The sequence below is a fragment of the Microseira wollei NIES-4236 genome (genome assembly GCF_020521235.1).
Lineage (GTDB): Bacteria > Cyanobacteriota > Cyanobacteriia > Cyanobacteriales > Aerosakkonemataceae > Microseira > Microseira wollei.
This window is the reverse complement of the sequence record NZ_BLAY01000080.1, coordinates 22,598-44,842: the sequence shown is the minus strand read 5'-3', so window position 1 is coordinate 44,842 and position 22,245 is coordinate 22,598. Positions and strand designations below refer to the sequence as shown.

Below are 22,245 nucleotides of genomic sequence, written 5' to 3'. Positions count from 1 at the left end.
GCACTTGAGGGGGAGGACTTGACTCACGGAGTCTCACCTCCAAATGTAACCAGTTATCACCAGTCTCATTAACTGGGTTAACCGTCCCGTAAGCTTTTCAGCTACTTTAGGTTAAACGAATCGCACAGCACCAATTGTATTGGCTCCTCAACATGTCAACCCAAGTTGCCATAACTCTAGATTGAGTCGCGTTTTGCCTCAACTTGTAGACGTAGCATGTCAGCAATATTTATCACCCCCTTTTAAGACATACTATCATTTACTTGACGGGACTTAAAAGTCAAAGCGAACACTACATCCCCCGCATAAATGACGGGGGTTTTGTGCGTCTCGTCATGTTTGATAAAGTTCCCTTTTGCCAGAGCGTCATTAATGTTCCACCGAGAAAAGCTCCTACAATGCCTAGCAGGATTGTGGAAAGAATTCCACCGCCTTGGTATCCGGGATAAATCGCTTTAGCGATATGCCTCCGGCACGCTGCGCGAACGCTCCAGCCAATAGACCTAAAACAATCCATGCAATCAGATTCATGGCTTTGACTCTTTAAACGCCATTTCCTAACTATTAAACTATAGCAAGCACAGTCTTTAACTGTCACCTTTTGCGAGATATAAGTTAATATATATCGAGATAAAATTTAATAAATAATCGTGATTATAGTTTGATTAAGCACCCGATGGAATCACCCACAAGGTTGACAGGTTGTGTTGCCAAGACTGCTGGAGATATTTTTTTGATTTATCAAATTGATATTGTTTTAAACTTTAGCATATAACCCTAAAAATCCCTATGATTTTATGCTATATTATTTGAATTTATCGGGTATTAAAAACGTAAATTAAAATTTACAATAGCTAGAGAAATATTAAGAGTTTCTGCCGGATGACCTGTTAGTTATTCGCGGGAAGAATTCATGCAAACCTTTGATTGGATTGTGATCGGTGGCGGCATTACAGGAGCCGCACTTGGCTACGAACTGACCAAAAAAGGCTTTTCCGTCCTCCTGTTAGAACAAAACGCCACACCCCAAAACGCTACGCGCTATAGTTATGGCGGTTTGGCCTACTGGTCTGGTACAAGCGAACTGACGCGGCAACTTTGTAGCGAAGGTATCGAAAGACACCGCATTTTATCTCAAGAGTTAGACGGGGATACCCAGTTCCGCGAATTAGACCTAATTTTAACGATTGACGCCGATGATGACCCAGAACAAGTAGCGGCAGCTTATCGTCAGTTGGCGATCGCGCCTGAGTTACTGAGCGTTACAGAAGCTTGTAAAATGGAACCGTTGCTGAATCCGCACGCGATCGCAGGGGCGCTAACTCTCCGTCACGGTCACATTCAACCCGAAATGACTGCCCTGGCATACTGTCAAGCTGCGATGCGCGCAGGCGGCGAAATGCAAATCGATCGGGTAGTGGGATTCGTGGGCGAAAATCAACGCATCGTTGGCGTTACCACTCCCACCGCCACGTATTACAGCGAAAACGTCGTCTATAGCGGGTGGTTTAAGTCGGATGCTGCTGAGAAACGCTGGCATAAATGTCCGGGTGTATTTCTCCCACGCAGAAATGATCGAAACGCCGCCAGTTGACTTGCAACTTAGCACCTGCGTCATGCCTGCCCAATTAAAACGTTTCCAACTCGAAGCAGCTGCTAGCGATAACGATGCTTTGTGGAATTTGCCCGGTTACGAGGTAGTACCGCCAATTTTAGACCCCGGTGTGTTTCAATTCCAAGATGGCAGCATCCGCATGGGGCAAATCAGTCGCGCGATCGCCGACCCCCATGCTAAAGTTGACCCAACCCAAAGCGAAGCCGACATGCGCGCCCAAATAGGCAAATTGCTGCCAACGGTGGCAAATAAACCTGGAACTTGGCATCATTGCTTGGTCGCTTTCAGCTACAATCGCCTCCCCGTGGTTAGTAAAATTCCCGGCGTTGAAGGCTTATATTTATTTTCTGGATTTACCAATCCGTTAGTATTCGTACCACCCCTAGCCCAGCGATTTGCCAATTGGGCAGCAAGACAGCAAGATCCGATAATTGCTCAATTATCGCCGATTGTGGCTAATTGCTAATGGCTAATTGCTAATGGCGATCTTGATAGTTCTGCCAGTCTTCTGGCGCGCAACCTAACTGTTAAGAAAGTGTCCGTGTGAAGTATATCCTGATAGCAGTGGTTTTGCTGCTTGACTATGAAACGAATAATTCCTGCGATCGCAATGTTAATTCCTTTGTGCGTTGCAATTCCCGCACGATCCCCCCCAACCCCCCCTTACCAAGGGGGGGCACGGCACAAGCGCAGCCAACGGCACAACAAGTCCTCGCCGCTGGCGTGGAAAATAAAGCCGAAACCTTCACCGATGTATCGCCAGACCATTGGGCGTTCAAAGCTGTAATGACGATGTATTATTGCGGCGCTTTCCGTCAAGCCACGCCACCCGCTTTAATTCAGAGGCTGACAAATGTTCGTAATCAGGACAATCCTCAATCTGAAAATTAACTAATCCCCCGTGGTAAAAAAAATAAATTAACCCAAGTTGCTAGTTATCTCAAACATGAGGCTAATGGCTCAATCAGGAAAAATGCTCCCATTAGCAATTAGCAATTAGCAATTAGCAATTAGCAACCCCCAAGTTTATAACTAGCAACTTGCGTTAAATTGGTTGTATGAATTTGTTGATAGCGTACCCAATCCCGATGGGTGTGAGGTGTATATGAAACTGAGAATTTTGGCGAGTTCCACCCTGCTAACTGCCATTAGCTTGGCAACTCCTGCTTTAGCTGCCAATCCCGAACATACCAGACAGCTGCTTTCCACCCGGCAATGTCAAGGATGCGATTTAAGCAATGCTGGGTTAGTGATGGCTAACCTGGCGGGTGCTAATCTCAGGGGGGCGAACTTGAGTCGTGCCAATCTCAGTCGTGCCAACCTGGCGGGTGCGGATCTGGGCGGTGCTAATCTTACAGGTGCGAGTTTGTTTGGTGCTGACTTGACTGGCGCTAACTTAAGTGGTGCTAACTTAAATGCTGCCGATTTGAGAGACACCCACTTGGTGGAAGCGAATTTAACGGGTGCCAGCTTAGGGAATGCTAACATGCTGGGTGCGATGGGAGTACCAACTTACGCAGGTACGGCTGAAGACTTCTACCGCATGGGTATGGCAGAAGCCGAGCGAGATAATTTTAACCGGGCAATCGATCTTTTTAACCAAGCCTTGACAATGAAACCCGAAATGGCGAATGCTTATCTGAGTCGCGGTTTGGCTCGCTACCATTTGGGCGATCCCACCGCCGCAATTGAAGATACTAAGAAAGCCGAAACTCTCTACATCGCCCAAGGAAATCAGGAAGGTCAACAATTAGCCCAACAAGTTATCAAAGGGATTCAAACTCCTCGTACAGCCAGACTGCGACCCGGTAAGGGAGATTTTCTCAGTTTTCTACAAGGGGTGGCAGGTATAGCGCTTCAATTTCTTCTCAGCTCTCCTTTTTAACGTTTCCTATAGGAGGGTAGCAAATCTCTGCTACCCCCCGCTTTCAAACAATGGAGAAACAGCGCCGCTTGTTTGTGACTATAATCACCTAACTGGCAGATTATTGTCACTTTTCTATAAAGCTTGCGATCGCAAAGCATTACAGAAAGATAATTGATAGTAAAGCTATCGGTCGTTACTTGCTGCTTTAGCTGCCTTATAGGAGTTGACAAATGTTAGAAAAACTACTGTTAGCCACCACCCTAACTTTCTTGGTCAACCTTTTATTCGGAGTCAGTTCCCCAACTGCTACTCAAACAGATTTTAATCTGTTCTCCCCTCACGCTGCAACTTTAAATCTCAAGTAGATCTATATTGTTCTCGAATTCGTCGCACCCGTTGCTGAAATTCAGCACCTTGTTGCGGAGCGAGCATAGCGACAAAGTTAGCAAAACCCTGAATTGATGCGATTAAATCTGAAGAATGCCCCCAGTGTTTGCCTTCTAAGCCATCTTTTTCAATTTGATACAATGTAGCGCGAAAGCGTTTTAACATTTTTCTATCAACATTCGGTTTTTCGTTAACAACTACCCCCGTCACTTCCTGTTGTCCCGAACTGCGAAGAATTCGAGTTTTCTCTTCATTGATTGCCAATCCTTCATGGGCAACAATTGATTCGGTACGCCTCAGAATATTACAAATATGGCGCAGGTTTTCCCCAGAAGCAGAAAAAGTTAAATCGTCGGCGTAGCGGGTATAAACAAATCCGAGATTTTGCGCCATTTGAGATAAACGCCGCTCCAAACGACGGCATAAAATATTAGTTATATCATGTCCGGTTGCATAAGTTGTATATAGTCTGTGGGAGCTGTTTTTTTTTCCTCCCACCTGCTCACCTGCTCACCTACTTTCCTGCTAGCCTAACGCTAGGGATGCAACCGGAAATGATATAAGTCCTATAGTTCTTGATGAGTGCGGGGTTGGGGTTGGTCAGACATAGAAATTTTAGATTTTGGATTCGACAGATTAGCTGTTTGGAGAAAACCAGTTTGGAGCGTAATATCATGTCGCTTCGCTTTGGTTGTGTATAGTAGGGGCGGGTTTTACAAAAGAAACCAGGTTTCTGTGAAAAATTGTTGAGCAAGGAAAGAGATCATGGTCGAAACCCGGTTTCTTTTCTCGTTAAACCCGCCCTTACAACAACCCAAGGAATAAATAAACCCGCCCCTCCCGTACACCACTTCGGACTGACATTATATCAGTCCTGAAGAGTCGAGCCAATGTTTCGCTGCGCCCATTTCTGAAACTATTCTTTAATTTTACATTGCCGAAGTCGAAACTCAACAATACCCGAGGCCAGAAACAAAGGTGAGACCGTCAATCTCTGGTTGCCAAACCAACGATTTTTCGTTGAAACCGGGAATATGGGCGTAAGTCCTGAATCCTCTTGGTTTTAGCATTAAACAGCGGTTCCATAACACAACTGACTGCGTGAAATCCGAAACATTTTTTAATTAAAACCTGCCAAAACGGCAACTTGGCTTTCCTGGGGTTAGTTATCTTATTCTATAGCGATCGCCCAACTTAGTAAATGTAGCGAGGAAAGTAAATATGAAGCTGGAAAACCTAGAGGACGGCCCGATTAAATTTGATTTGAGTGAGGAAGAACTCGAGGCAATTAAAGGGGGAATTTCGGCGGATCTCTCGATTGATGCAGCAGGTAAATTCCCAGTTCGCATTAGCCCAATTCGCATTTGCCCAGATGATACAATAGATTTCCCAATACGCATTGGTGTGATTCGTATTTGTCCACCCCCTCCACCCTGTTGGAAATACAAGTGGTGTGTAATTGAAATCAAAGCATATCCGATAGACCCAATACCGGCAGAGTCAGTTTGATAAACCAATAATCCCACCCCTTCAAGGGGTGGGAGCATCAACACCCTATAGCAACTAAAATTGCTTGTGTCGTATTTCCACACTTCCAGGAGGTTTTATGAACAACGTCAGCGAGTTAGCAATTGACTATCTTGGGCGTTATAACTGCCCAATTTCTGAGGATTATAAAACGGTTTTAAGGGAAGCGTGCGAGATTAACCCACCGCCCCACGGCAAGGCATGGTACGGTAATTTGTATCGTAAATGCGCCCGTAATCCTGAGTGGTTCGCTAACTCCCTGATTCTCAACGCCGCCGAAGAAGGAAACGGCGCCAGGCATGTTTGGGATTTCGCGCGGCAGGTGGAAAACCAGGAGTTCTCCCAGTTAGTTCGCAGTCATTCCATCGACGAATCTCGCCACTCAAAAATGTTCGTTGCGCTGGTTAATAGACTCTTCCCCACACAAATGGAAGCAGACTACCGGGCACAATTGCAAGCGTTATCCCCCGAATACTATCACCACAAACATCCACCCATTGCTCCAGTTTCTGACGATGAGATAATGGATGAACAGCTTGTCATGGATGAAATTATCCAGATTAATTTGTTGGAGATTCGGGCATTGATTCTGCAACTGCTGCTACGTCCCGTGCTGCAAGCTTACGCTACACCTGCGGATTTGCCCAAGGTGACTCGCATGTCCGACATGTTTATCTACGACGAGACGAAGCACATCGAGTATTCTGCCTACTGCATCGGCAAGTACATGGAGGGAAGCAATAGAGAATGGGTGAGGGAGAGGATGATTTACCGTCAACAAACCGTCAACGAAATGTTCCTTGAAGATATTGAGCTAGATAATTCTGTTGGCACAACTATTTTGAAGACAAAACAGGGTGATTGATGCAATTTCTACCGAATAGGGCGTTTCTACATTAGCCCTCGTCTTTTCAAATTGGCTAGGGCATTTTCAGCAGCGCGCTTCTCAGCATCTTTTTTACTACGCCCTCTACCTTCTCCATACTCTTTTTCATTCACAAACACTTTAGCAAGAAATTCCGGCGCGTGAGCTTCTCCGCCTGCCTGAACTGTGACATATTTAGGGGGAGTAGGACTAATATTTGTTTGCACCCATTCCTGAAATCGATTTTTCGAGTCTACATTAGAGCGAATTTCAACAACATTTTCAGGCACGGACTCAAACAGTTTTTCCACAAATGCGCGCACTGGATCGATATTGGAATTGTTATCCAAATAGTAAGCAGCAATAAAGGATTCAAAAGTACTGCTGAGCAAATTTGGATTCGTGAAACCTCCATCTCGAATTGCGCCTTTACCCAACCGCATCCTGAAATCTAAACCTACCTCGATAGCGAACTTTGCTAACTGTTTCTCATCTACCAATGCTGCGCGGCGACGAGTCAGTTCATCTTCTCCCATTTCCGGGTGACGTTTATACAGATACTCGCCGCTTAAAAAAGTCAGGATAGCATCACCTAAGAACTCTAGGCGTTCGTTATTTTCCCCTTCCCCAGGGTTTTCGTTGACATAAGAACGGTGAGTCAGCGCAAGGCGCAGGAGTTTTTCATTTTTAAACGTGGGAATCGACATTTTTATCGGTTGTACTGTCATCATGGAGTCCATAAAAATTTTATCGCTTTTATCGCTTTTAGATGCGATCGCTCTCGACTTAGAAACCCGGTTTCTTCAAGAAACCGGGTTTCTGAAAATCTGTCAAGCTGAGGTAAAAAGATTTCAAGCAGCCAGTTTATCGGCCTCAATTAACAACAATTGTTGATTCTGCATTCGTACTTTTCCATGTTTTACAGCCGCCTCAACAAACTTACTAAACTTTGAAAACTTCTTCCCATCGGGCTTACAAATAGAGGAAACTCCTTTATAGCAGGGGAAAAGCTGACGCATCAGGTTGTCAATCCGAGAAAAGTTTGTAGACTCACCTTTGCTTAACGCAGTCTTGATAGCTTCGTGCAGGTACTCGATAGCCTTATTGTAAGCAATCTGACACTGAACGGAATCTGTCTCTTTCTGAGTCATTCCCTCAACTAATTGAGGCAAATCGTCTAAAAAATAGAATTCATCAGCAAGTTCCTTCAGTTTTTGCTTGACATTACCTCGTTGAGCAAGGATTATGACTTTTTTGCCCAACTTATGCAGAATACGAACCAATTTTACAAAGTCTCCATCCCCTGAGACAAGGATAACTATGTCGGGACAAGAATTGCTGTCAATAGCCTCAAGACAGTCAGCTATCATTTGATTGTCTGCACTGTTCTTGATAGGACAAGGAACATCAACACAGTCACAACCAAGACTCTTTAGCTTATCTTTTGCAGAAGCCTGGTTTTTACACTGTGAATTATAGTAGACCTTTTTGCTAATTACACGTCCTTTGGACTTGGCAAAAGCCAGTAATAGCTCGGCGTGTTCTAGAATTGAGTAGACGTTTTGAAGATCGCAATATAGGGTGACTAAAAGTTCATGCTGGCTTGTTTGTACGCCAACAGCTAGATGAGTATTTTTCATCTTGGTAAATCCTAATTTCTAGTTTGGTTGCTCGACAGCATCGGCAAACCACACATCTAGCTTTAGTCTTTTGGTTCCAGTCTCAGCGGTAGGACTTGTAATATCCTGCCCAGCATCGAGTCAACCCGTTGCCTGAGCATTCAACCTAATCTATGGTCAACCCCCTGACTGTTTAGTCAATGAATTGACCATAGATCAGGTTGAAAAATCAGATAACGGGTTGACTCGATGGGCAGGATAATGCAAGTCCTACCGCTGAGACAGCCATCAAGATTTGACGCTTTTGAGTGTGAATCTGTTTGCTGTCTGTATGTTTGATAGCACAATTTCAATTTGGTGTCAAGAGTTGTAGGGGCACGGCATCCGAAATCTTCTGTACAAGGGGAAAGTTTATGATTGCCGTGCCCCTACGCGCCAAATCCGGCATCCGAAATCTTCTGTACAAGGGGAAATTTTATGATTGCCGTGCCCCGAGGCGCCAAATCCGGCATCCGAAATCTTCTGTACAAGGGGAAATTTTATGATTGCCGTGCCCCGAGGCGCCAAATCCGGTTTCTAGGATCGTTGTGCGTCAGAATCAACGGAGGTAGGGGCTAAGGCTAAAGAAAAACTTTGATTTGGCGGCAAAAATTACTGCTGCCGTGCCCCTACAATGTTGTGCTTACCCACAACGAGGTCAGAAACTCGGTAACTCCTGTAGATCTCTAGTTTCCTGGGTAGCGATCGCATAGCAAACCAGTTCTGTTATCAACACCTTCACCTTGTATCCGGCACCCTGAAGGGTGCGGCTATTGCATTCAAAGGCTGCCGAAGGCAGCCTACAAGGATTTCAGCCCGCGCAGGCGGGCGAGAGTTTGTGTAGCCACACCCTTCAGGGTGTGGGCGTTTGAGAAAATTGGCGAAGGTATTATACAAAGAAACCCGGTTTCTATCAAAAATCGTCGTCAATGTTGTAGGGAACATCCGAAATCTTCTGTACAAGGGGAAATTTTATGATTGCCGTGCCCCTACGCGCCAAATCCGGTTTCTATGATCGTTGTGGGTAAGAATCAACGGGGGTAGGGGCACGGCATGAGTAATGATTGCGCCAAATCAAAGTTTTTTGAATGCCGTGCCCCTACAATGTTGTGTTATTTTTTCCTTCGAGCCAAAAACAATTCTTGATTTTTAACTCGGACTCTCCCATCTTTTACAGCAGCATCAACAAACTTACCAAATGAGGAAAATTTCTTGCCATCAGGCTTAGTGATAGATGAAAATACCACATTTGGTGGAAAGCGCTTCAGCATCTGGTTGCAAACGCGGGTATATACTGTAGCCTTACCTTGGCTTTGAACTATCTCAATCGCATCCAGCAGATGCTCTATCGCCCGATCGTAAGGCATCTCAGGCGGGGCGCCATTTGTTTCTGGCTGAGTTTCTGACTGAGTTTCTGACTGAGTTTCTAACTGAGTTTCTGACTGAGTTTCTGGCTGAGTTTCTGGCTGAGTTTCTGGCTGAGTCTTATCTGCAACTAACCCAGGTAAATCATCGATGATGTAGAATTCATCAACCAGCTTTTTGAGCGGTCTACCCTCCAGCCCTTTGCGAGCAAAAACTATCACGTCTTTATCGGTTTTCTGCAAGACATCAATTAAATTGTCACCGTAGCGATCGCCCAGCACAATAATAACTATATCTACAGGGTCGATACCGCAGTCTATCGACAATTGGAAATCTACAGCGCTATCGATTCTCGATACAACATCGATGCAATCAAAATCGAGATTTTCTAGAGTTTGTTTAGCTTTGTTTTCACGACTCCAATTGTTATAAACCTGACGGTTTACCACAGTTCCTCGCGACTCAGCAAAAGTCAACAAATTCTCAGCTATCTTGACATAGGGCGCAGTTTGATAGTTCCAATAAATCGAAACTAAGGTTTTTTGCGGTGCTTTTGGTTGGTTTGAAGCGAGATTGATGTTGGTCATTTTAGTATATCCACAACGGTAATTGGTTGATGCGACAGCATAGATAAATCGCGCATCTAGCTGCAACCAAGCTTTGTTCAAAAAACTACCACCAGCCACATGAGTTGGATGAAAGTCTTAGCGGTAGGCTCCTTGGTATCCTGCCCAGCGTCGGGTCAACCCACTCGCCGAACATTAAGCCGAATATTTTGCCATCCTTTGATAACTGAGTCAAGCACTTGAAGAGATATCGAGCTGAATATTCAGCCAGTCGGGTGACCAGACACCGATCCGGATACTAACGAGCCTGCCCGCTGAGACTAACACCAAGATCTTGCACTTTAGAATGGGGATTTGGCTGTTTTTATGTTTATTAGCATAAGATTAATTATTTGTCAATACACTCTGTTAAATGAAATGCTGAAAGCGATATGCCTCCCTGGCGCGAAGCGATCGCTTTCTTCCGCAATATTCTACTTATCTGAGTGAGGGTTGGGTAACAATTGTCAACCCAACCAAAGGCGATGCGATCGCACTCACAATCCTGGGTCGCTGGACTAGGCGAAGATGTTTTGAGTAGATGTACTCACCAAGACGAGAGAATGCGAGACGGGAAACCCATTGATTCTTTGGGTGTCTGGAGAGCATTGTGATAGGTTGGGATCGTGAAACATCAAAAAGATCGCTTTCATCAGGTCGTTAAAAATGCTCTAATCAAAGATGGTTGGGACGTTACCCACGATCGATTACAGATTAAAGTGGGTGGTGTAGACATGGAGATCGATCTGGGCGCAGAACGGCTACTCGCAGCAGAGCGGGCTGGTGAGAAAATTGCGGTTGAAATCAAAAGTTTTCTGGCTAGCGCATCGGCAATTTCAGAGTTTCATATGGCACTGGGACAGTTTATTAACTATCGTGCGGCACTGCGGCGTGAGGAACGCGATCGCGTCCTATATTTGGCAGTTCCCGATCTGACATACAACAGCTTTTTTCAGCTTGATTTTCCCGCCTCAATCGTGCAAGAGAATGCAGTTAAACTGGTTGTATATGATATTAAATTGGAGCAGATTGTCCTAGGGAAAACCTGACAGATAAATTAATGCATTATCAGCAAATTGTGCAGCAATTATTGGTGGGTTATGCCCAGGTTAAGCCTGCCTATGGTGAGATTGAAGTTGAAACTATTTTTGATACGGAGCGGCATCACTATCAAATTGTTCATTTGGGCTGGCATCATCAGCGATGGATTCATCAATGCGCGATCCATCTTGCGATTCGGAATGAAAAATTTTGGATTTTTTGTAATTCAACGGAGCATGATATTGCGTCCGATATAGTAGATTTGGGCGTACCCAAATCTGATATTGTGTTGGGGTTTCATCCGCCTTTTATGCGGGAATTTAGCGATTATGCCGTGGGCTAAAAGAATTGGGAAATATCCTACGGATGGTTATTAGGATTTTCAATTGCCAATCCCTCTGCTATTACTGCTGCATTTAACTCATTATCTGCGGATACAAAAGTGATAGGAAGTAATCCATTGTTGATGCAAAGGGTATTAACTGCTCGACCAACTGCCAGTTGAATAGCATCATAACCTCGCAATCCGTGAGATTCAGCTAATGCCATTCCAGAATTGATAATAGTTTCTGTGACTTCAATAATTTGATAGTCTTTTAGCAGATCGCTTCTGAACTGGCTACGTGTCGCTGCTGCATCCGTGATGCTGATACTTCCGCTACGAGATCTTCGTGTAATTGCAGCAATAATTTCTACGCTAGTGACTGCTGCGATAAATACTTCGTTACTTAACGCAGGATCAAATAATCCTAAAACCCAAGTCGAACCAGTTTCAGAGATATAACGCTTGACCAATGCACTACTATCAATGAAATATATTGCCATCTACCTGCGTTCCTCGATAATAGTCTCGGAAACAGGCTTTCCTTCAACTTGAATTAACCGTCGCTGAGAAATTGGCTCGTACAAAGGATGTTTAATTTGTTTGACCAAGCCTGAATCAAGTAGTGCTTGATGAAATGCGGCTCGCTTGGCAATTTCTTCTTTATCAGCTAGATACTTTTGAATTGTTTGGTTGAGTTGATGAAGTTCTTCTAGTTCAAGAGTGTCAAGCTGGCTCAATATTTGATTTAGAGTTGCTTGTGTCATAGCCTTCAGTCTTTTGTATGGAGTCGTTTAGTGACTATTTTAGGTCATCAGTACTAAAAAAGCGATCGCTCCGAAAAATTGCGATCGCTTTCTTCCACAATATTCTACTTATCTCAGTGAGCGTTGAGTAACAATCGTCAACCCAAGCTACGGTAATGCGATCGCACTAACCGTCCGGTGCAACGAATTGTTAGGTATTCAATCAACTCATTTATCTGTTAAAAGTCAGCACCATCTTCTCTTTCCTTCTGCAACAACTGTTGTGAGGAAGTTCTCTAAAGTTGGTTCAAGCTTAAATGCTCCCAGATTTTTATGCCCAGAGCTATCCCACTCTCCAAGTACCCAATACACAGATGTGGAAAGTGCCAACTCAAGAGTAAAGTAACACCGTAACCATTCGGACGACAGACCATCATTAATCAAGAAGACAATTGCTGCGGATGCCGCTTCTGGACTTACTCTAGGTGCAGGCATGACAAAGTAGATTAGTCTTGACTTCAGGGTCTAGCTTGATGCTGAGTGTAACCTTAGTTGCCATCCCACAAGGATACCCTGACTAAGACATCCCCAAGGGGTATTTACCAACCCAAGGCAGGATAGGACAGATAATCAGGTTAGTTTACTGTCTACCGAGATGACCGCGAAAAAGCAAGACACAGTTTCTCTTAAAGTCACCATGCCCAAAAAGATTCACGAAAAGCTGAAAGAGCTATCGGAGAACCGAGGTATTCCAATGGCTACCTTACTGCTCATCGCTGCCATAGAAAAGTATAACCTCAGCGGGGAACGTTCAAACTCGTAAAAGCTATCTTTTACCCCGCCTCTACCACTAAATCGGTACTTCCAAGGGTTATAGCTACCCTTTATCAGTACTCAGAAAGCGGATAAGCTGGTGTCATCTTAAGTATGACTGCTGAAAATGGCTGAACAAGAGGAAAGTTCTAAAACCATAAAAGTCACAATGCCTAGCCGAATCTACCAAAAGCTGAAGAAACTATCTGACGAATCGGGAATATCCATGTCTAAACTGATGATCCTGGCAACTCTCAAAGAATATAAGCTCATAGATGACAAAAACACCACCGATCGGGGATAACTGCTGAAAATGGCCCAAAAAGAAGAGACGGCTGTGATTAAAGTCACGGTACCTAAGAGCTTGCATGACAAACTGAGAAAAATCTCCCAACAGACAGGAGTCCCCATGTCCACTCTGCTGGTGATGGCGGCTGTCAAGGAATACAACCTCGTAGACGAACCAGAAAGCAAGTAACTTCAAGTACACTTATAGTACCCTTAAAAGGTACTTTATGTTAAATTAGGGTAATAGTCAACCCTGAAGGTTTACTTATGACACAAGATCAACTCGAAGCCCTTGTGGATGAACTGGGCTTGGTTTCTGTCGTCAGTCTGCTGGCGACTATCTGCCACGACAAAGCTCAACAGATTTTGAGGCTGAAGGGAAAAGGGGCAACGCTTTATACCGCTTGGAATGCCAACGCTTTCTTGCTAAGACAGTTGATGATTCGGTTACAACCCACAGCCACCCATGAACCGGGTGTAGACGCCATAACTGAATGAAAGTCAACCCATGTGCGGTAGGGGCACGGCATTATCAATATTTCGGTTTGTCGCTTTTATTTACTCACGCCGTGCCCCTACTTTTCAAACACTTGAATCCAACAGTCAACATTCAAGCCAAAATCTAAAATTTAAAATTTAAAATTCCTATGGGTGGTATAGGAATCGAACCTATCTTGGGCGGGTTAAAAGACCGCTGCACAGCCGCTATGCCAACCACCCAAATAATTGCAGATTGCAGATTGAAGATTTCAGATTGGAATTAAATCTGCAATCTTCAATCTGCAATCTAAAATCCTCTTATGGGAATGACAGGAATTGAACCTGCAACCATTCGGTTAAGAGCCTACTGCTCTGCCTGATTGAGCTACATTCCCACAATATTTTGAGATAAAAGCAGAAAAGCAGAGATCTTGCATATGTATCATCACCCGCCTGCGAATCAATTCGCAGGCTAATAGCGAAAGTCCTCTTAAGAGGACTAGCAATTCAGACAATATTTCAGTCCATTTTAATGGACTTTCGCTGTTAGCCCGGAAATTGATTTCCGGGCGGGTCGTCGGGCAGATGCAAGATGTGAAAATTTGTCATACTTTTCTGCTCGGAATTTGTCTGGAGGTAAGCTATTAAACTTCTCCAAAAACTACTCTCTTTGGCGGGCAGAATGCCCACCCCACAAGAATTATTGGAGAAGTCTATTTGAGGATTTTGGAAACGACGCCAGCGCCGATGGTATGACCGCCTTCGCGGATGGCGAAACGCATTCCTTGTTCGATGGCGATCGCTTTCCCCAATTCGACGGTCATTTTGATGCGATCGCCCGGTATCACCATTTCGGCTACACTGCCATCATCTGCCATAAACGATGATATTTTCCCGGTAACATCGGTTGTCCGCACGAAGAATTGAGGCTGATATCCGGCAAAAAATGGCGTCTTGCGACCACCTTCTTTTGCTGTCAAAACGTACACTTCAGACTCGAATGCGGTATGCGGCGTAATCGAACCAGGTTTAACAAGTGCCATTCCCCGTTCGATTTCCTGCTTTTGGATACCCCGCAGCAATAAACCAGCATTGTCGCCAGCGATCGCTTTATCCAGGCTTTTACGAAATGTTTCTATTCCCTTGACAACGGCGCTTTTTGTGTCCTTCAAACCAACCAATTCAACCGGATCGCCGACTTTAATTTCACCCCGTTCGATCAAACCCGTGGCGACGGTTCCTTGACCAGTAATAGAAACAACATTTTCCACAGCCATTAAGAACGGTTGCTCGACTTCTCGTACAGGTGTTGGCACATAAGAATCTACCGCATCCATGAGTTGGTAAATTGTATCCACCCACTCATTTTCACCACGTTGCATTTTGGGATTGGCGGTCATTTTTTCTAACGCTTTAAAAGCCGAACCTGCCACAATTGGAATCTCGTCGCCGGGGAAGTTGTAAGAACTCAAAAGTTCGCGGACTTCGAGTTCTACCAGTTCCAAAATTTCCTCATCGTCCACCAGATCTTTTTTGTTCAAAAACACAACCAGATAAGGCACGCCGACTTGTCGCGCTAACAGAATGTGTTCCCGCGTTTGCGGCATTGGGCCATCTGCTGCTGATACAACGAGGATTGCACCATCCATTTGCGCGGCACCCGTAATCATGTTTTTTACGTAGTCCGCATGTCCGGGACAATCTACGTGGGCGTAGTGGCGCGAATCGGTTTCGTACTCTACGTGGGCAGTATTGATGGTAATGCCGCGTTGCTTTTCTTCCGGTGCCGAGTCAATTTGATCGTAGGATGTTGCGATAGCTTGTCCTCGCGCAGCCAAAGTCATAGTAATTGCTGCCGTTAGAGTAGTTTTCCCGTGGTCAACGTGACCGATCGTGCCAATATTAACATGGGGTTTTTTCCGTTCAAATTTGGTGCGTGCCATGCACTTTAGATCCTCCTTTTGGTTAGAAATAGCTGTTAACAAACCGTTAACAAATAAACGGAAAGTGGAGGAGTCGAACCTCTACAGCATGAAGCTGCACGCTGGTATTCCAAACCAGTTGCCGTCCACACAGCCGCACCTTCCAATGAATTTCAGATTTGAGATTGAAGATTGCAGATTGAAATAGATAATTCAATCTAAAATCTAAAATCTAAAATCTAAAATCTAAAATCAAATCAGCCCCTTGCTCAAGAGTCGAACTTGACACTCCATCTTTAGGAAAGATAGGTCTGCATCCGGCAGGCAAGGGAAAAAATAATTGCAAATTGCAAATTGCAGATTTCAGATTGCAGATTGGAATTCAATCTAAAATCTATTTCAAATCAGAGTAATTTTACATCGTACAGTTTGAAGCGATCGTCATGGGTGATGATTGTATAATTTTCTGCTTTCGCCTGAGCAATAATCATGCGATCGAAAGGATCTTGATGATGAAAGGGCAAATCCTGCAAGATTTCGTAATGACGAAATTGAGTTTCTAAAATTTGAAACTGGTTACTGACCAGAAATAGTTCTAACTCGGAAAGCGAAATCGACAATGACAATTTACCAATACTAATCTTGATGGTCATTTCCCACAAGCTAGCTTGGCTAACGTAAATTTCATTGGCAGGATTAGCAATTAACGAGCGTGCTGCTTCGGAAAGCTTTTCATCCCCTTCAATAAACCAAATCAGAATGTGAGTATCGATGAGATATTTCATGGCAGCATGTATTCTTCAAAACCTGGAGGTGTTGCATCAAAATCATCTGCCACATAAGTAAAAATGCCTTTGCCACAACCAAATTGACGAGGTTGAACCGCAACACTATTTTCCACTGCATTTTCTTTAAATTTTTGGATTTCGTTTAAAAGTTGAAGATCTTTCAACAATAAAATCCACTGAATTAATTCTAATTTGAGAGATTCAATATTCATGCCTTTATTGTACAATATTGTTGTATAACTGTTACATCAGGCATATATTATACCACAGCGATTCAAGTTCTCACCCGATAATGAAGTACTAAGACACCATTTCCATAAATCTTGCTGTCGGTGAGTTCTAGATCGGTTGGCGCGTTCGCTCCTCCAAAAAGCGGAATTCCTGAACCCATTATAAATGGATTGACTTTGAGGATTAGCTTGTCAATCAATTTTTCGGCAAACAGCGTTGCGGCTAAATCTGCACCACCACAAAGCCAGATGTCCTTGCCTGTTTCATTTTTCAAACTTTTGACAAATGCGATCGCATCTTCCGAGACGAGTTCAACATTCGGATCTGGACTTGCTTTCATGTTGCGTGAAAAGAGATACTGTTTCAGGTGCGGGTAAGGGTTAGTAATACCAAATTTTAGCCCCACCTCGTATGTTTTGCGCCCCATTAGAACGACATCAAAGCACTTATTTTCTGGATGGATACCCAGTGCGTTGCGAAAGTGAACTGGAAAAGTTTCGGGAAAAGATTCAAACAACCCTGCGATATGCTCGCCTTCCTGGAGAAAGCCTTCAAATGAGCCGTCTTTGCGAGCAATAAACCCATCAACACTGCAAGCTACGTAATACTTTAGTTCTCGCATATTAAACTCTCCAATCCACTGGAGTGGATATATGAACGATGAGCAAAATTTTCAACCTTGTAGCACTTTTAATCCAAAAAAATCACATATTTTATGCGCTGCTGCTTGAGGAGTCATCTGACTTGTATCGATTGTTAGTCCAGAATTTGGTAGTTTGGGGTATAGATGCTTTCCGGCTTGACGGATATTACGAAAAACTTCAAGCGATCGCAATTTATTAAACTCTGCTCGCGATGGATTTTCAATCCGTCGTTCTAATTCTTCAATCGGACAAGTTAATTCGACAAATAGAACTTTTCCTCCCCCTCTCTCGACGGTATCAAGGGTATCCTGAATGAAAGAAGTCCGAACTGTTCGCTCTGGTGAAAAGGTAAAAATCAGCGACACATCATGCTGAACAGCCTCCTGGAAAACGGAAAGCCAAATCTGTTCGCGCAACTTAATAAATGGTTCGCTACCGAAATCGAAGACAGCCATGACAGCATCTACTGTCAAATGATTGTGAAAAAGACGAAAGCCAGTTAATTTTGCCAGTTCGCGACCTATGGTTAATTTGCCAACAGCGGCAGGGCCATAAATAAATAATAATTCCATTTTTACCTTGATTAAAGTCTAGATATAGAAGCGATCGCGCTTTGTGAAACAAGAGATTTGGGGATGCGATCGCTAACGACAAGGCTATTTCCTACGCATCTTTGCTGCGCTAATAATCAAGCGCAATGACGACAGATATAGCTTCGCTATACCGTAGGCTTTTCACAACAATATTCACGAAGCACTTATTTCTGAATTAGTTGGATTAATTAACCCAAGTTGTATCCGGAGTTGTTCGCTTGATATTGTGCGCGATCGCAATCTTTTTTTGGGAGATGTCGGTAGCTTTGGCATATCCTCAAGTGTCAAGACGGGTAGTTGAAGAGCCGCTTTGAAATCCTCAATACTTTGTGCCAACTCTTCTAGCGTGCGTCCGAATGGTTCAACCGGATTCTCAGTACAACCAACGATCTCGCCATTTTCACCATAAATCACTTCTCGGATCGCATAATCGCCGTCGGGTTCTTGGAAAACACGATAATTCCAACTAATCATAGTTCTTCCTCTTTTCCACGAAATAAGAAGGTATTTCCTATGAGTTTTGGGGATGCGATCGCATATTTAATGCGCTAACGGTAAATGTGAGCGGCAACAGATAACCTCTAACTCAATACCTATCTCTCCTTGCTATCAGCTTTACCCCATTGTTAGGCTGCTGGGGAAAGAAGAGATTTCTCTCAGGTGGCAGGGTCATCCTGATTTTCATTCTTGCCAGCTTTTGGTTTTCTACCATCTGTAAATTTTGAGTTAGATGGTGAAGTGTTGGCTGAATCATCTTGGTTTGAAGCATTATCAGCTAAAACAGAATTGTCTGACAATGGACTAGACATACTATTAGCATCACTACTAATTCCATCATGTTCTGCCCTCTCTTGACTAGCAAACTTTCCTAAGTACTTAAGACGTTCTACATCAAGTTTAAATTGTTCATAGTTTTCTACACGCTCTCCCAAATTAACTTGCAACTTATAGTCGTTACGAATGCCTGCTATCCCTTTTCTAATTTCATCACCATCAAAACTACTGTCTAATAGTAATAATGCTTCTAGCTTTTCTAAAAACTCTACAACGTCTTCTCGATTAGCACTATTTGGATGATTGGCGAAAAAGCTTTCCTCAAGATCTTTTACTTTCTGAGAAGCTTTTTCTCTAGTGCGTTCAAGCTCTGCCAGAGATTTCCGTTTATCAAGTTCCCTAAATAATGTCTTGAAGTTAAATTCAAATTTATCTAAAGCCTCAGTATACCTGTGTTCTCGATTGATGTCCTTTTTCAATGCGTTGACTACTTCGATAACACTTCGTGCGAAACCAACCTTATCAAGATCGTGTGGCTCTTTTGAACATGCCTTGACGCAAGCATTCACTGCATCAAACATCGTTTCACCGGATTCTACCCTCTTTTGAACAAATTCTTCTGTAATATCTTTTACATCACGTTCTCTAATACCGCGCACTTCTAAAGCAAACTTTTGAGCAGCCAATACACTAATAAGAATTGGAATCAAATCTTCAACTTCAGGGCTTGAAAGCTTTTCCGCAAAATTTATACCACAGTTTTTCAAATCACCAACTTGAAGCACGAAATCTTTTTTAAGAGGTGCTTTTTTCCTGGGTCCATAACCTTTTTCTGTTAACTCTTTTTTGGCTTGATTCCCATCTTTATCGCTGTCTAATAAAACAATTACGGCTGGCTGTTCTGAGTCTCGTCCACGCGCCAGATAAGTTAGATAAGGAATGTTTGAGGCTCCTCCAGCAGGGACAATAGTAACTTCATTCAGGTTAAGAGACTCTCGTTTGGATGCAATTTCAAAAGTACGCAGATATGTTGAAGCGCCTGCGAGAAGTACTTGATCAACAGGGCCTTCTACCATCAAGTTGCAATGACTAATATAAACAGTCTCAGCTACAAAAGCTCCGAATGCAGAACGTAATGGTTCATAGTGATTTTTAGATACACTTTTTACCATACGAGTGCCTTCATAGTCACTGCCCTTATCTAGAACACGAATTCGTTCAGCATGGTTTTTATCTATTAGAAAAGGTGAGTGAGTAACGTAAATAACCTGCGATGCAAACTTGCTATCTTTCAAGCCTGCTACTTCTTCAAAAATCTTCAATAGATCTTGTTGTGCCTGACTAGATAAGAAAGCATCTGGCTCATCCATCAGAAGAATTTCGGGAACATGATCGGGTGGTTCATAAGAACGATGCTGAATGAAGTAACTTAGGAAATATTTCAGTCCACTACTACGTTCTTCAAACGAGTACTTACTACCAGTCCTATCAAGTATTGTGAACTCAAGGTTGTGATCTTTAGCTGACATTAGCAAGCGAAATTTACTATCTTGAACCCAGTAATTTGGAAAATTTAGATTTGCCGATAACTGTCTATTTATTTTGTCAACCAAGGCTTGTGTATAACCTACATCATTAGCTTCCATAGAGTTAGCTAAATCTAGTAAAAATCCTTCTTTGACCTCGGCAATTTTACACAGTAGGTTATAGGCCAGATTAACTTCTTCTTCCTGCTTATCTATATCTTCCTCATTTAAGTTGCTGTCAGGATTAGACAAAATGCTGATAAGTTCTTGTATTACTTTATTTGAGCGTGCATCTTCATTAGAACCATATACAGCCTTATTTTGGTTGAATTTTTCAGGATTTTTGTAAAACTCATCTATTAATTTGCGAATTCTCTGACGCTCCCTAGCTGAAAGAATTTCATATCTAGTACAGTTAGACTCTCCCGTCACTTTTTGAACGATCTTCTGAACTGGTATGCTTGAAGGAAGAGCTATATTACTTTTCAGTCTGCGAGTTCCTGGAAGGATATCTTTGAAATCATTATTGTTTTCAGGGTCAACTTGGTATCTAGAATATTTTGCTTCCTCTTCAGCAAGGTAAATAGTTAGCAGATTATTGCCAGTTCTAAACAGGAAAAATTTATCAAATGAACGGCTTTGAGGAATATCAGATAGTGATTTTATCCGTTTACACTCTATTTCAGATACGCAAGACCACTCTGTACCAAAATCAGGTAGGTGATTCCTATCAGAAGTTACGAGGAAACGTTCTGAGTAGCGACAGAAATCTCTTGAGGAAATTGGTTGTTCCTTGTAATCCTTTCCAGTAATTGCCTTTTCAATAGCACTTAGAAGATGTGATTTACCAGACTCATTTGCACCAACGACAGCTGTTATTTTAGAGTCTATTGGTACTTGAATGTAGGGATACCACATTTCAGCATCGCCAGATTTAATGATCTCCCAGGGCTTTTTCTGAACCCTGGAATCATGTTGCCTCATGTAGTCAACGTTAAATGATTTGTAAAACCTGATGAAAACGGAGTCAAGACGCATAGGTTCTATATGCTACCAGATTGTTATACAAACCTGAGAGTGTGACAAGCATCTATTAACCCCTTAGTAAGTGCGGGGTTGACAGATTGTCACCAAAAAATACAGAGCCTGTATTCTAACTAATCCTACCACAGTTATCGACTGTGTGCATGACTATTTCAGCTGCTGCTCAATAGACTTCTCCAATAATTAGGTTTTCGTCTAGACAGGACAAGGGTTCTAGATTCTTTGTTGGAGAGGTCTAATATACTTCGTCATGACTCCCAATATCTACAAACACAGCTTTTCCATCTTCTGTAAAGTAGAACAATACTCTTTCGTCGTAATCTACGCTAAAACTCCAAAATTCCTTGAGCCTGCCTGACAATTTATGAGTTTTCAAACCCGGCTCAAACGGTTCTAAGATGAACTGTTCTAACTTCTGCCAAAATTTCGCCTCCAAATCGGCATTACCTTTGATGCGCTTTTTGAAAGCCCGCTTGAATGAAGAACTGAAACTGACTTCCACGATTATTCCTCTATTAGTTGTCTCAGTTCATTAATATTGGCGGAAAATATCAATTCACCTTTTTGTTGTTCAAGCTGGGCTGACTTAAAGTTTTCGTACATCTCTTCACGACGCTCTTCACGAATATATTGCTTCAATAACAGTTGAAGCTCTTGCTTTTCGTCAGTAGAGAGACTCTTGATTGTTTCGACCACATCACTGAAAGTCATATTCTACAAAACTCTATTGTGCTTACCACACCAATTTAACACACCGCTCGTTCTCAGAATTGTGCCATATCAGCACAACTATTTCCGCCTTCGGTGGTCAAACGGAAGATGAAGGAATCGAACCTTTACAAGTGTTACCTGTACCCCAGTTTTCGAGACTGGTTGCCGTCCAATCAGCGGCATCTTCCCCATGCACCAGGGAGGTACTGCCCCTCCTAAAACACAGTTATCGGCTGTGCGCGTCACTATTTCCGCCTCTGGTGCGAAACTTAGATTCAGCTCTTGCATCATTCTCATAACCCGCCCAGAAATAAATTTCCGGCTAATAGCTAAAGTCAGTTGAAACTGACTGAAAGATCTCATTTATCTAGAAATCCCAACCCGTTTTAACGGGTTTTAGCTTTGAGCCGGAACTTTAGTTCACGGGCAAATT

Annotated in this window: 27 protein-coding genes, 3 tRNA genes and 3 pseudogenes; 13 read left to right on the top strand and 20 right to left on the bottom strand. The window is 43.2% G+C overall.

Annotation, left to right across the window (positions count from 1 at the left end; all coding sequences use genetic code 11):
• Positions 1-343: 343 nt before the first annotated feature.
• Positions 344-531: pseudogene (locus MiSe_RS52905) on the bottom strand (GlsB/YeaQ/YmgE family stress response membrane protein); the annotation flags it as partial.
• Between the two features lie 382 nt (positions 532-913).
• Between MiSe_RS52905 and MiSe_RS53970 the strand changes: the two are divergent.
• From MiSe_RS53970 to MiSe_RS51165, 4 genes and pseudogenes are all read left to right on the top strand, one after another.
• Positions 914-2,081: pseudogene (locus tag MiSe_RS53970) on the top strand (NAD(P)/FAD-dependent oxidoreductase).
• A gap of 77 nt (positions 2,082-2,158) precedes the next feature.
• A complete protein-coding gene (locus MiSe_RS24880) occupies positions 2,159-2,506 on the top strand; it encodes a hypothetical protein (RefSeq protein WP_226585803.1) in 348 nt (115 codons plus the stop codon).
• Between the two features lie 214 nt (positions 2,507-2,720).
• Positions 2,721-3,500: a pentapeptide repeat-containing protein gene (locus MiSe_RS24875; protein ID WP_374878274.1), complete on the top strand. Its 780-nt coding sequence runs from the start codon at positions 2,721-2,723 to the stop codon at positions 3,498-3,500.
• A 212-nt stretch (positions 3,501-3,712) separates the two neighbouring features.
• The gene (locus tag MiSe_RS51165; protein WP_264196691.1) at positions 3,713-3,847 is read left to right on the top strand and encodes a QAALIT motif small membrane protein; all 135 of its coding nucleotides are present in this window, start codon (positions 3,713-3,715) and stop codon (positions 3,845-3,847) included.
• Here MiSe_RS51165 and MiSe_RS24870 read toward each other — a convergent pair.
• A pseudogene (locus MiSe_RS24870) lies at positions 3,840-4,307 on the bottom strand (RNA-dependent RNA polymerase family protein); the annotation flags it as partial. The gene MiSe_RS51165 and the pseudogene MiSe_RS24870 overlap by 8 nt on opposite strands.
• 783 nt (positions 4,308-5,090) lie before the next feature.
• On the opposite strand from MiSe_RS24870, the gene MiSe_RS24865 reads away from it, so the two are divergent.
• Together MiSe_RS24865 and MiSe_RS24860 are read left to right on the top strand one after the other, a co-directional pair.
• On the top strand, positions 5,091-5,378 hold the full coding sequence (locus MiSe_RS24865; RefSeq protein ID WP_226585797.1) for a hypothetical protein: 288 nt from the start codon (positions 5,091-5,093) through the stop codon (positions 5,376-5,378).
• Positions 5,379-5,475: 97 nt separating this feature from the next.
• The gene (locus MiSe_RS24860) at positions 5,476-6,261 is read left to right on the top strand and encodes a ferritin family protein (protein ID WP_226585795.1); all 786 of its coding nucleotides are present in this window, start codon (positions 5,476-5,478) and stop codon (positions 6,259-6,261) included.
• Positions 6,262-6,287: 26 nt separating this feature from the next.
• Here the strand turns inward: MiSe_RS24860 and rnc are convergent, their stop codons facing one another.
• The 3 genes from rnc to MiSe_RS24845 all read right to left on the bottom strand — a co-directional run bounded on the left by rnc (position 6,288) and on the right by MiSe_RS24845 (position 9,952).
• Positions 6,288-6,992, bottom strand: a complete 705-nt coding sequence (gene rnc, locus MiSe_RS24855; protein WP_226585793.1) for a ribonuclease III — start codon at positions 6,990-6,992, stop codon at positions 6,288-6,290.
• A 120-nt stretch (positions 6,993-7,112) separates the two neighbouring features.
• Entirely contained in the window at positions 7,113-7,901 is a 789-nt protein-coding gene (locus tag MiSe_RS24850; protein ID WP_226585791.1) for an NYN domain-containing protein, read from the bottom strand.
• Between the two features lie 1,130 nt (positions 7,902-9,031).
• The gene (locus MiSe_RS24845) at positions 9,032-9,952 is read right to left on the bottom strand and encodes an NYN domain-containing protein (RefSeq protein WP_226585789.1); all 921 of its coding nucleotides are present in this window, start codon (positions 9,950-9,952) and stop codon (positions 9,032-9,034) included.
• A 563-nt stretch (positions 9,953-10,515) separates the two neighbouring features.
• Between MiSe_RS24845 and MiSe_RS24840 the strand changes: the two genes are divergently transcribed.
• Positions 10,516-10,938: a XisH family protein gene (locus tag MiSe_RS24840; protein ID WP_226585787.1), complete on the top strand. Its 423-nt coding sequence runs from the start codon at positions 10,516-10,518 to the stop codon at positions 10,936-10,938.
• An 11-nt stretch (positions 10,939-10,949) separates the two neighbouring features.
• A complete protein-coding gene (locus MiSe_RS24835) occupies positions 10,950-11,273 on the top strand; it encodes a XisI protein (RefSeq protein ID WP_226585785.1) in 324 nt (107 codons plus the stop codon).
• 17 nt (positions 11,274-11,290) lie between these two features.
• On the opposite strand, the gene MiSe_RS24830 is transcribed toward MiSe_RS24835, so the two are convergent.
• The 3 genes from MiSe_RS24830 to MiSe_RS24820 all read right to left on the bottom strand — a co-directional run bounded on the left by MiSe_RS24830 (position 11,291) and on the right by MiSe_RS24820 (position 12,493).
• The gene (locus tag MiSe_RS24830) at positions 11,291-11,755 is read right to left on the bottom strand and encodes a type II toxin-antitoxin system VapC family toxin (RefSeq protein ID WP_226585784.1); all 465 of its coding nucleotides are present in this window, start codon (positions 11,753-11,755) and stop codon (positions 11,291-11,293) included.
• A complete protein-coding gene (locus MiSe_RS24825; RefSeq protein WP_226585782.1) occupies positions 11,756-12,019 on the bottom strand; it encodes a hypothetical protein in 264 nt (87 codons plus the stop codon).
• Between the two features lie 225 nt (positions 12,020-12,244).
• Positions 12,245-12,493: a hypothetical protein gene (locus MiSe_RS24820; RefSeq protein ID WP_226585779.1), complete on the bottom strand. Its 249-nt coding sequence runs from the start codon at positions 12,491-12,493 to the stop codon at positions 12,245-12,247.
• A 160-nt stretch (positions 12,494-12,653) separates the two neighbouring features.
• Here MiSe_RS24820 and MiSe_RS24815 point away from each other — a divergent pair, with 160 nt between their 5' ends.
• The 5 genes from MiSe_RS24815 to MiSe_RS51160 all read left to right on the top strand — a co-directional run bounded on the left by MiSe_RS24815 (position 12,654) and on the right by MiSe_RS51160 (position 13,725).
• On the top strand, positions 12,654-12,821 hold the full coding sequence (locus MiSe_RS24815) for a hypothetical protein (RefSeq protein ID WP_226585777.1): 168 nt from the start codon (positions 12,654-12,656) through the stop codon (positions 12,819-12,821).
• 117 nt (positions 12,822-12,938) lie between these two features.
• Positions 12,939-13,115, top strand: a complete 177-nt coding sequence (locus MiSe_RS24810) for a hypothetical protein (RefSeq protein WP_226585776.1) — start codon at positions 12,939-12,941, stop codon at positions 13,113-13,115.
• Positions 13,116-13,124: 9 nt separating this feature from the next.
• On the top strand, positions 13,125-13,289 hold the full coding sequence (locus tag MiSe_RS24805) for a ribbon-helix-helix domain-containing protein (protein WP_226585775.1): 165 nt from the start codon (positions 13,125-13,127) through the stop codon (positions 13,287-13,289).
• A 77-nt stretch (positions 13,290-13,366) separates the two neighbouring features.
• The gene (locus tag MiSe_RS24800; protein WP_226585774.1) at positions 13,367-13,597 is read left to right on the top strand and encodes a hypothetical protein; all 231 of its coding nucleotides are present in this window, start codon (positions 13,367-13,369) and stop codon (positions 13,595-13,597) included.
• Complete coding sequence (locus MiSe_RS51160; RefSeq protein ID WP_264196687.1) at positions 13,594-13,725, top strand: hypothetical protein; 132 nt, start codon at positions 13,594-13,596, stop codon at positions 13,723-13,725. The genes MiSe_RS24800 and MiSe_RS51160 overlap by 4 nt, the downstream gene beginning before the upstream one ends.
• A gap of 22 nt (positions 13,726-13,747) precedes the next feature.
• Here the strand turns inward: MiSe_RS51160 and MiSe_RS24795 are convergent.
• From MiSe_RS24795 to MiSe_RS24740, 12 genes are all read right to left on the bottom strand, one after another.
• Positions 13,748-13,819, bottom strand: a tRNA-Lys gene (locus MiSe_RS24795).
• An 81-nt stretch (positions 13,820-13,900) separates the two neighbouring features.
• A tRNA-Lys gene (locus MiSe_RS24790) sits at positions 13,901-13,974 on the bottom strand.
• A gap of 318 nt (positions 13,975-14,292) precedes the next feature.
• Positions 14,293-15,522, bottom strand: a complete 1,230-nt coding sequence (gene tuf, locus MiSe_RS24785; protein ID WP_226585773.1) for an elongation factor Tu — start codon at positions 15,520-15,522, stop codon at positions 14,293-14,295.
• Between the two features lie 383 nt (positions 15,523-15,905).
• Positions 15,906-16,286 (bottom strand): type II toxin-antitoxin system VapC family toxin, encoded by a 381-nt coding sequence (locus MiSe_RS24780; protein WP_226585772.1) that lies wholly within the window; start codon positions 16,284-16,286, stop codon positions 15,906-15,908.
• Positions 16,283-16,501 (bottom strand): hypothetical protein, encoded by a 219-nt coding sequence (locus tag MiSe_RS24775; RefSeq protein ID WP_226585771.1) that lies wholly within the window; start codon positions 16,499-16,501, stop codon positions 16,283-16,285. Before MiSe_RS24775 ends, MiSe_RS24780 begins: the two co-directional genes overlap by 4 nt.
• Before the next feature lie 62 nt (positions 16,502-16,563).
• A complete protein-coding gene (locus tag MiSe_RS24770; protein WP_226585769.1) occupies positions 16,564-17,142 on the bottom strand; it encodes a dihydrofolate reductase family protein in 579 nt (192 codons plus the stop codon).
• Between the two features lie 51 nt (positions 17,143-17,193).
• Positions 17,194-17,736: a P-loop nucleotide/nucleoside kinase family protein gene (locus MiSe_RS24765; RefSeq protein ID WP_226585767.1), complete on the bottom strand. Its 543-nt coding sequence runs from the start codon at positions 17,734-17,736 to the stop codon at positions 17,194-17,196.
• 174 nt (positions 17,737-17,910) lie between these two features.
• Entirely contained in the window at positions 17,911-18,231 is a 321-nt protein-coding gene (locus MiSe_RS24760; RefSeq protein WP_226585765.1) for a hypothetical protein, read from the bottom strand.
• 182 nt (positions 18,232-18,413) lie between these two features.
• Positions 18,414-20,975, bottom strand: coding sequence for an AAA family ATPase (locus tag MiSe_RS24755; protein ID WP_226585763.1), 2,562 nt, complete (start codon positions 20,973-20,975; stop codon positions 18,414-18,416).
• Between the two features lie 361 nt (positions 20,976-21,336).
• A complete protein-coding gene (locus MiSe_RS24750; RefSeq protein WP_226585761.1) occupies positions 21,337-21,603 on the bottom strand; it encodes a type II toxin-antitoxin system RelE/ParE family toxin in 267 nt (88 codons plus the stop codon).
• A 2-nt stretch (positions 21,604-21,605) separates the two neighbouring features.
• Positions 21,606-21,812 (bottom strand): hypothetical protein, encoded by a 207-nt coding sequence (locus tag MiSe_RS24745; protein WP_226585759.1) that lies wholly within the window; start codon positions 21,810-21,812, stop codon positions 21,606-21,608.
• Positions 21,813-21,914: 102 nt separating this feature from the next.
• Positions 21,915-22,000: transfer RNA gene (locus MiSe_RS24740), tRNA-Ser, on the bottom strand.
• Between the last annotated feature and the right edge of the window lie 245 nt (positions 22,001-22,245).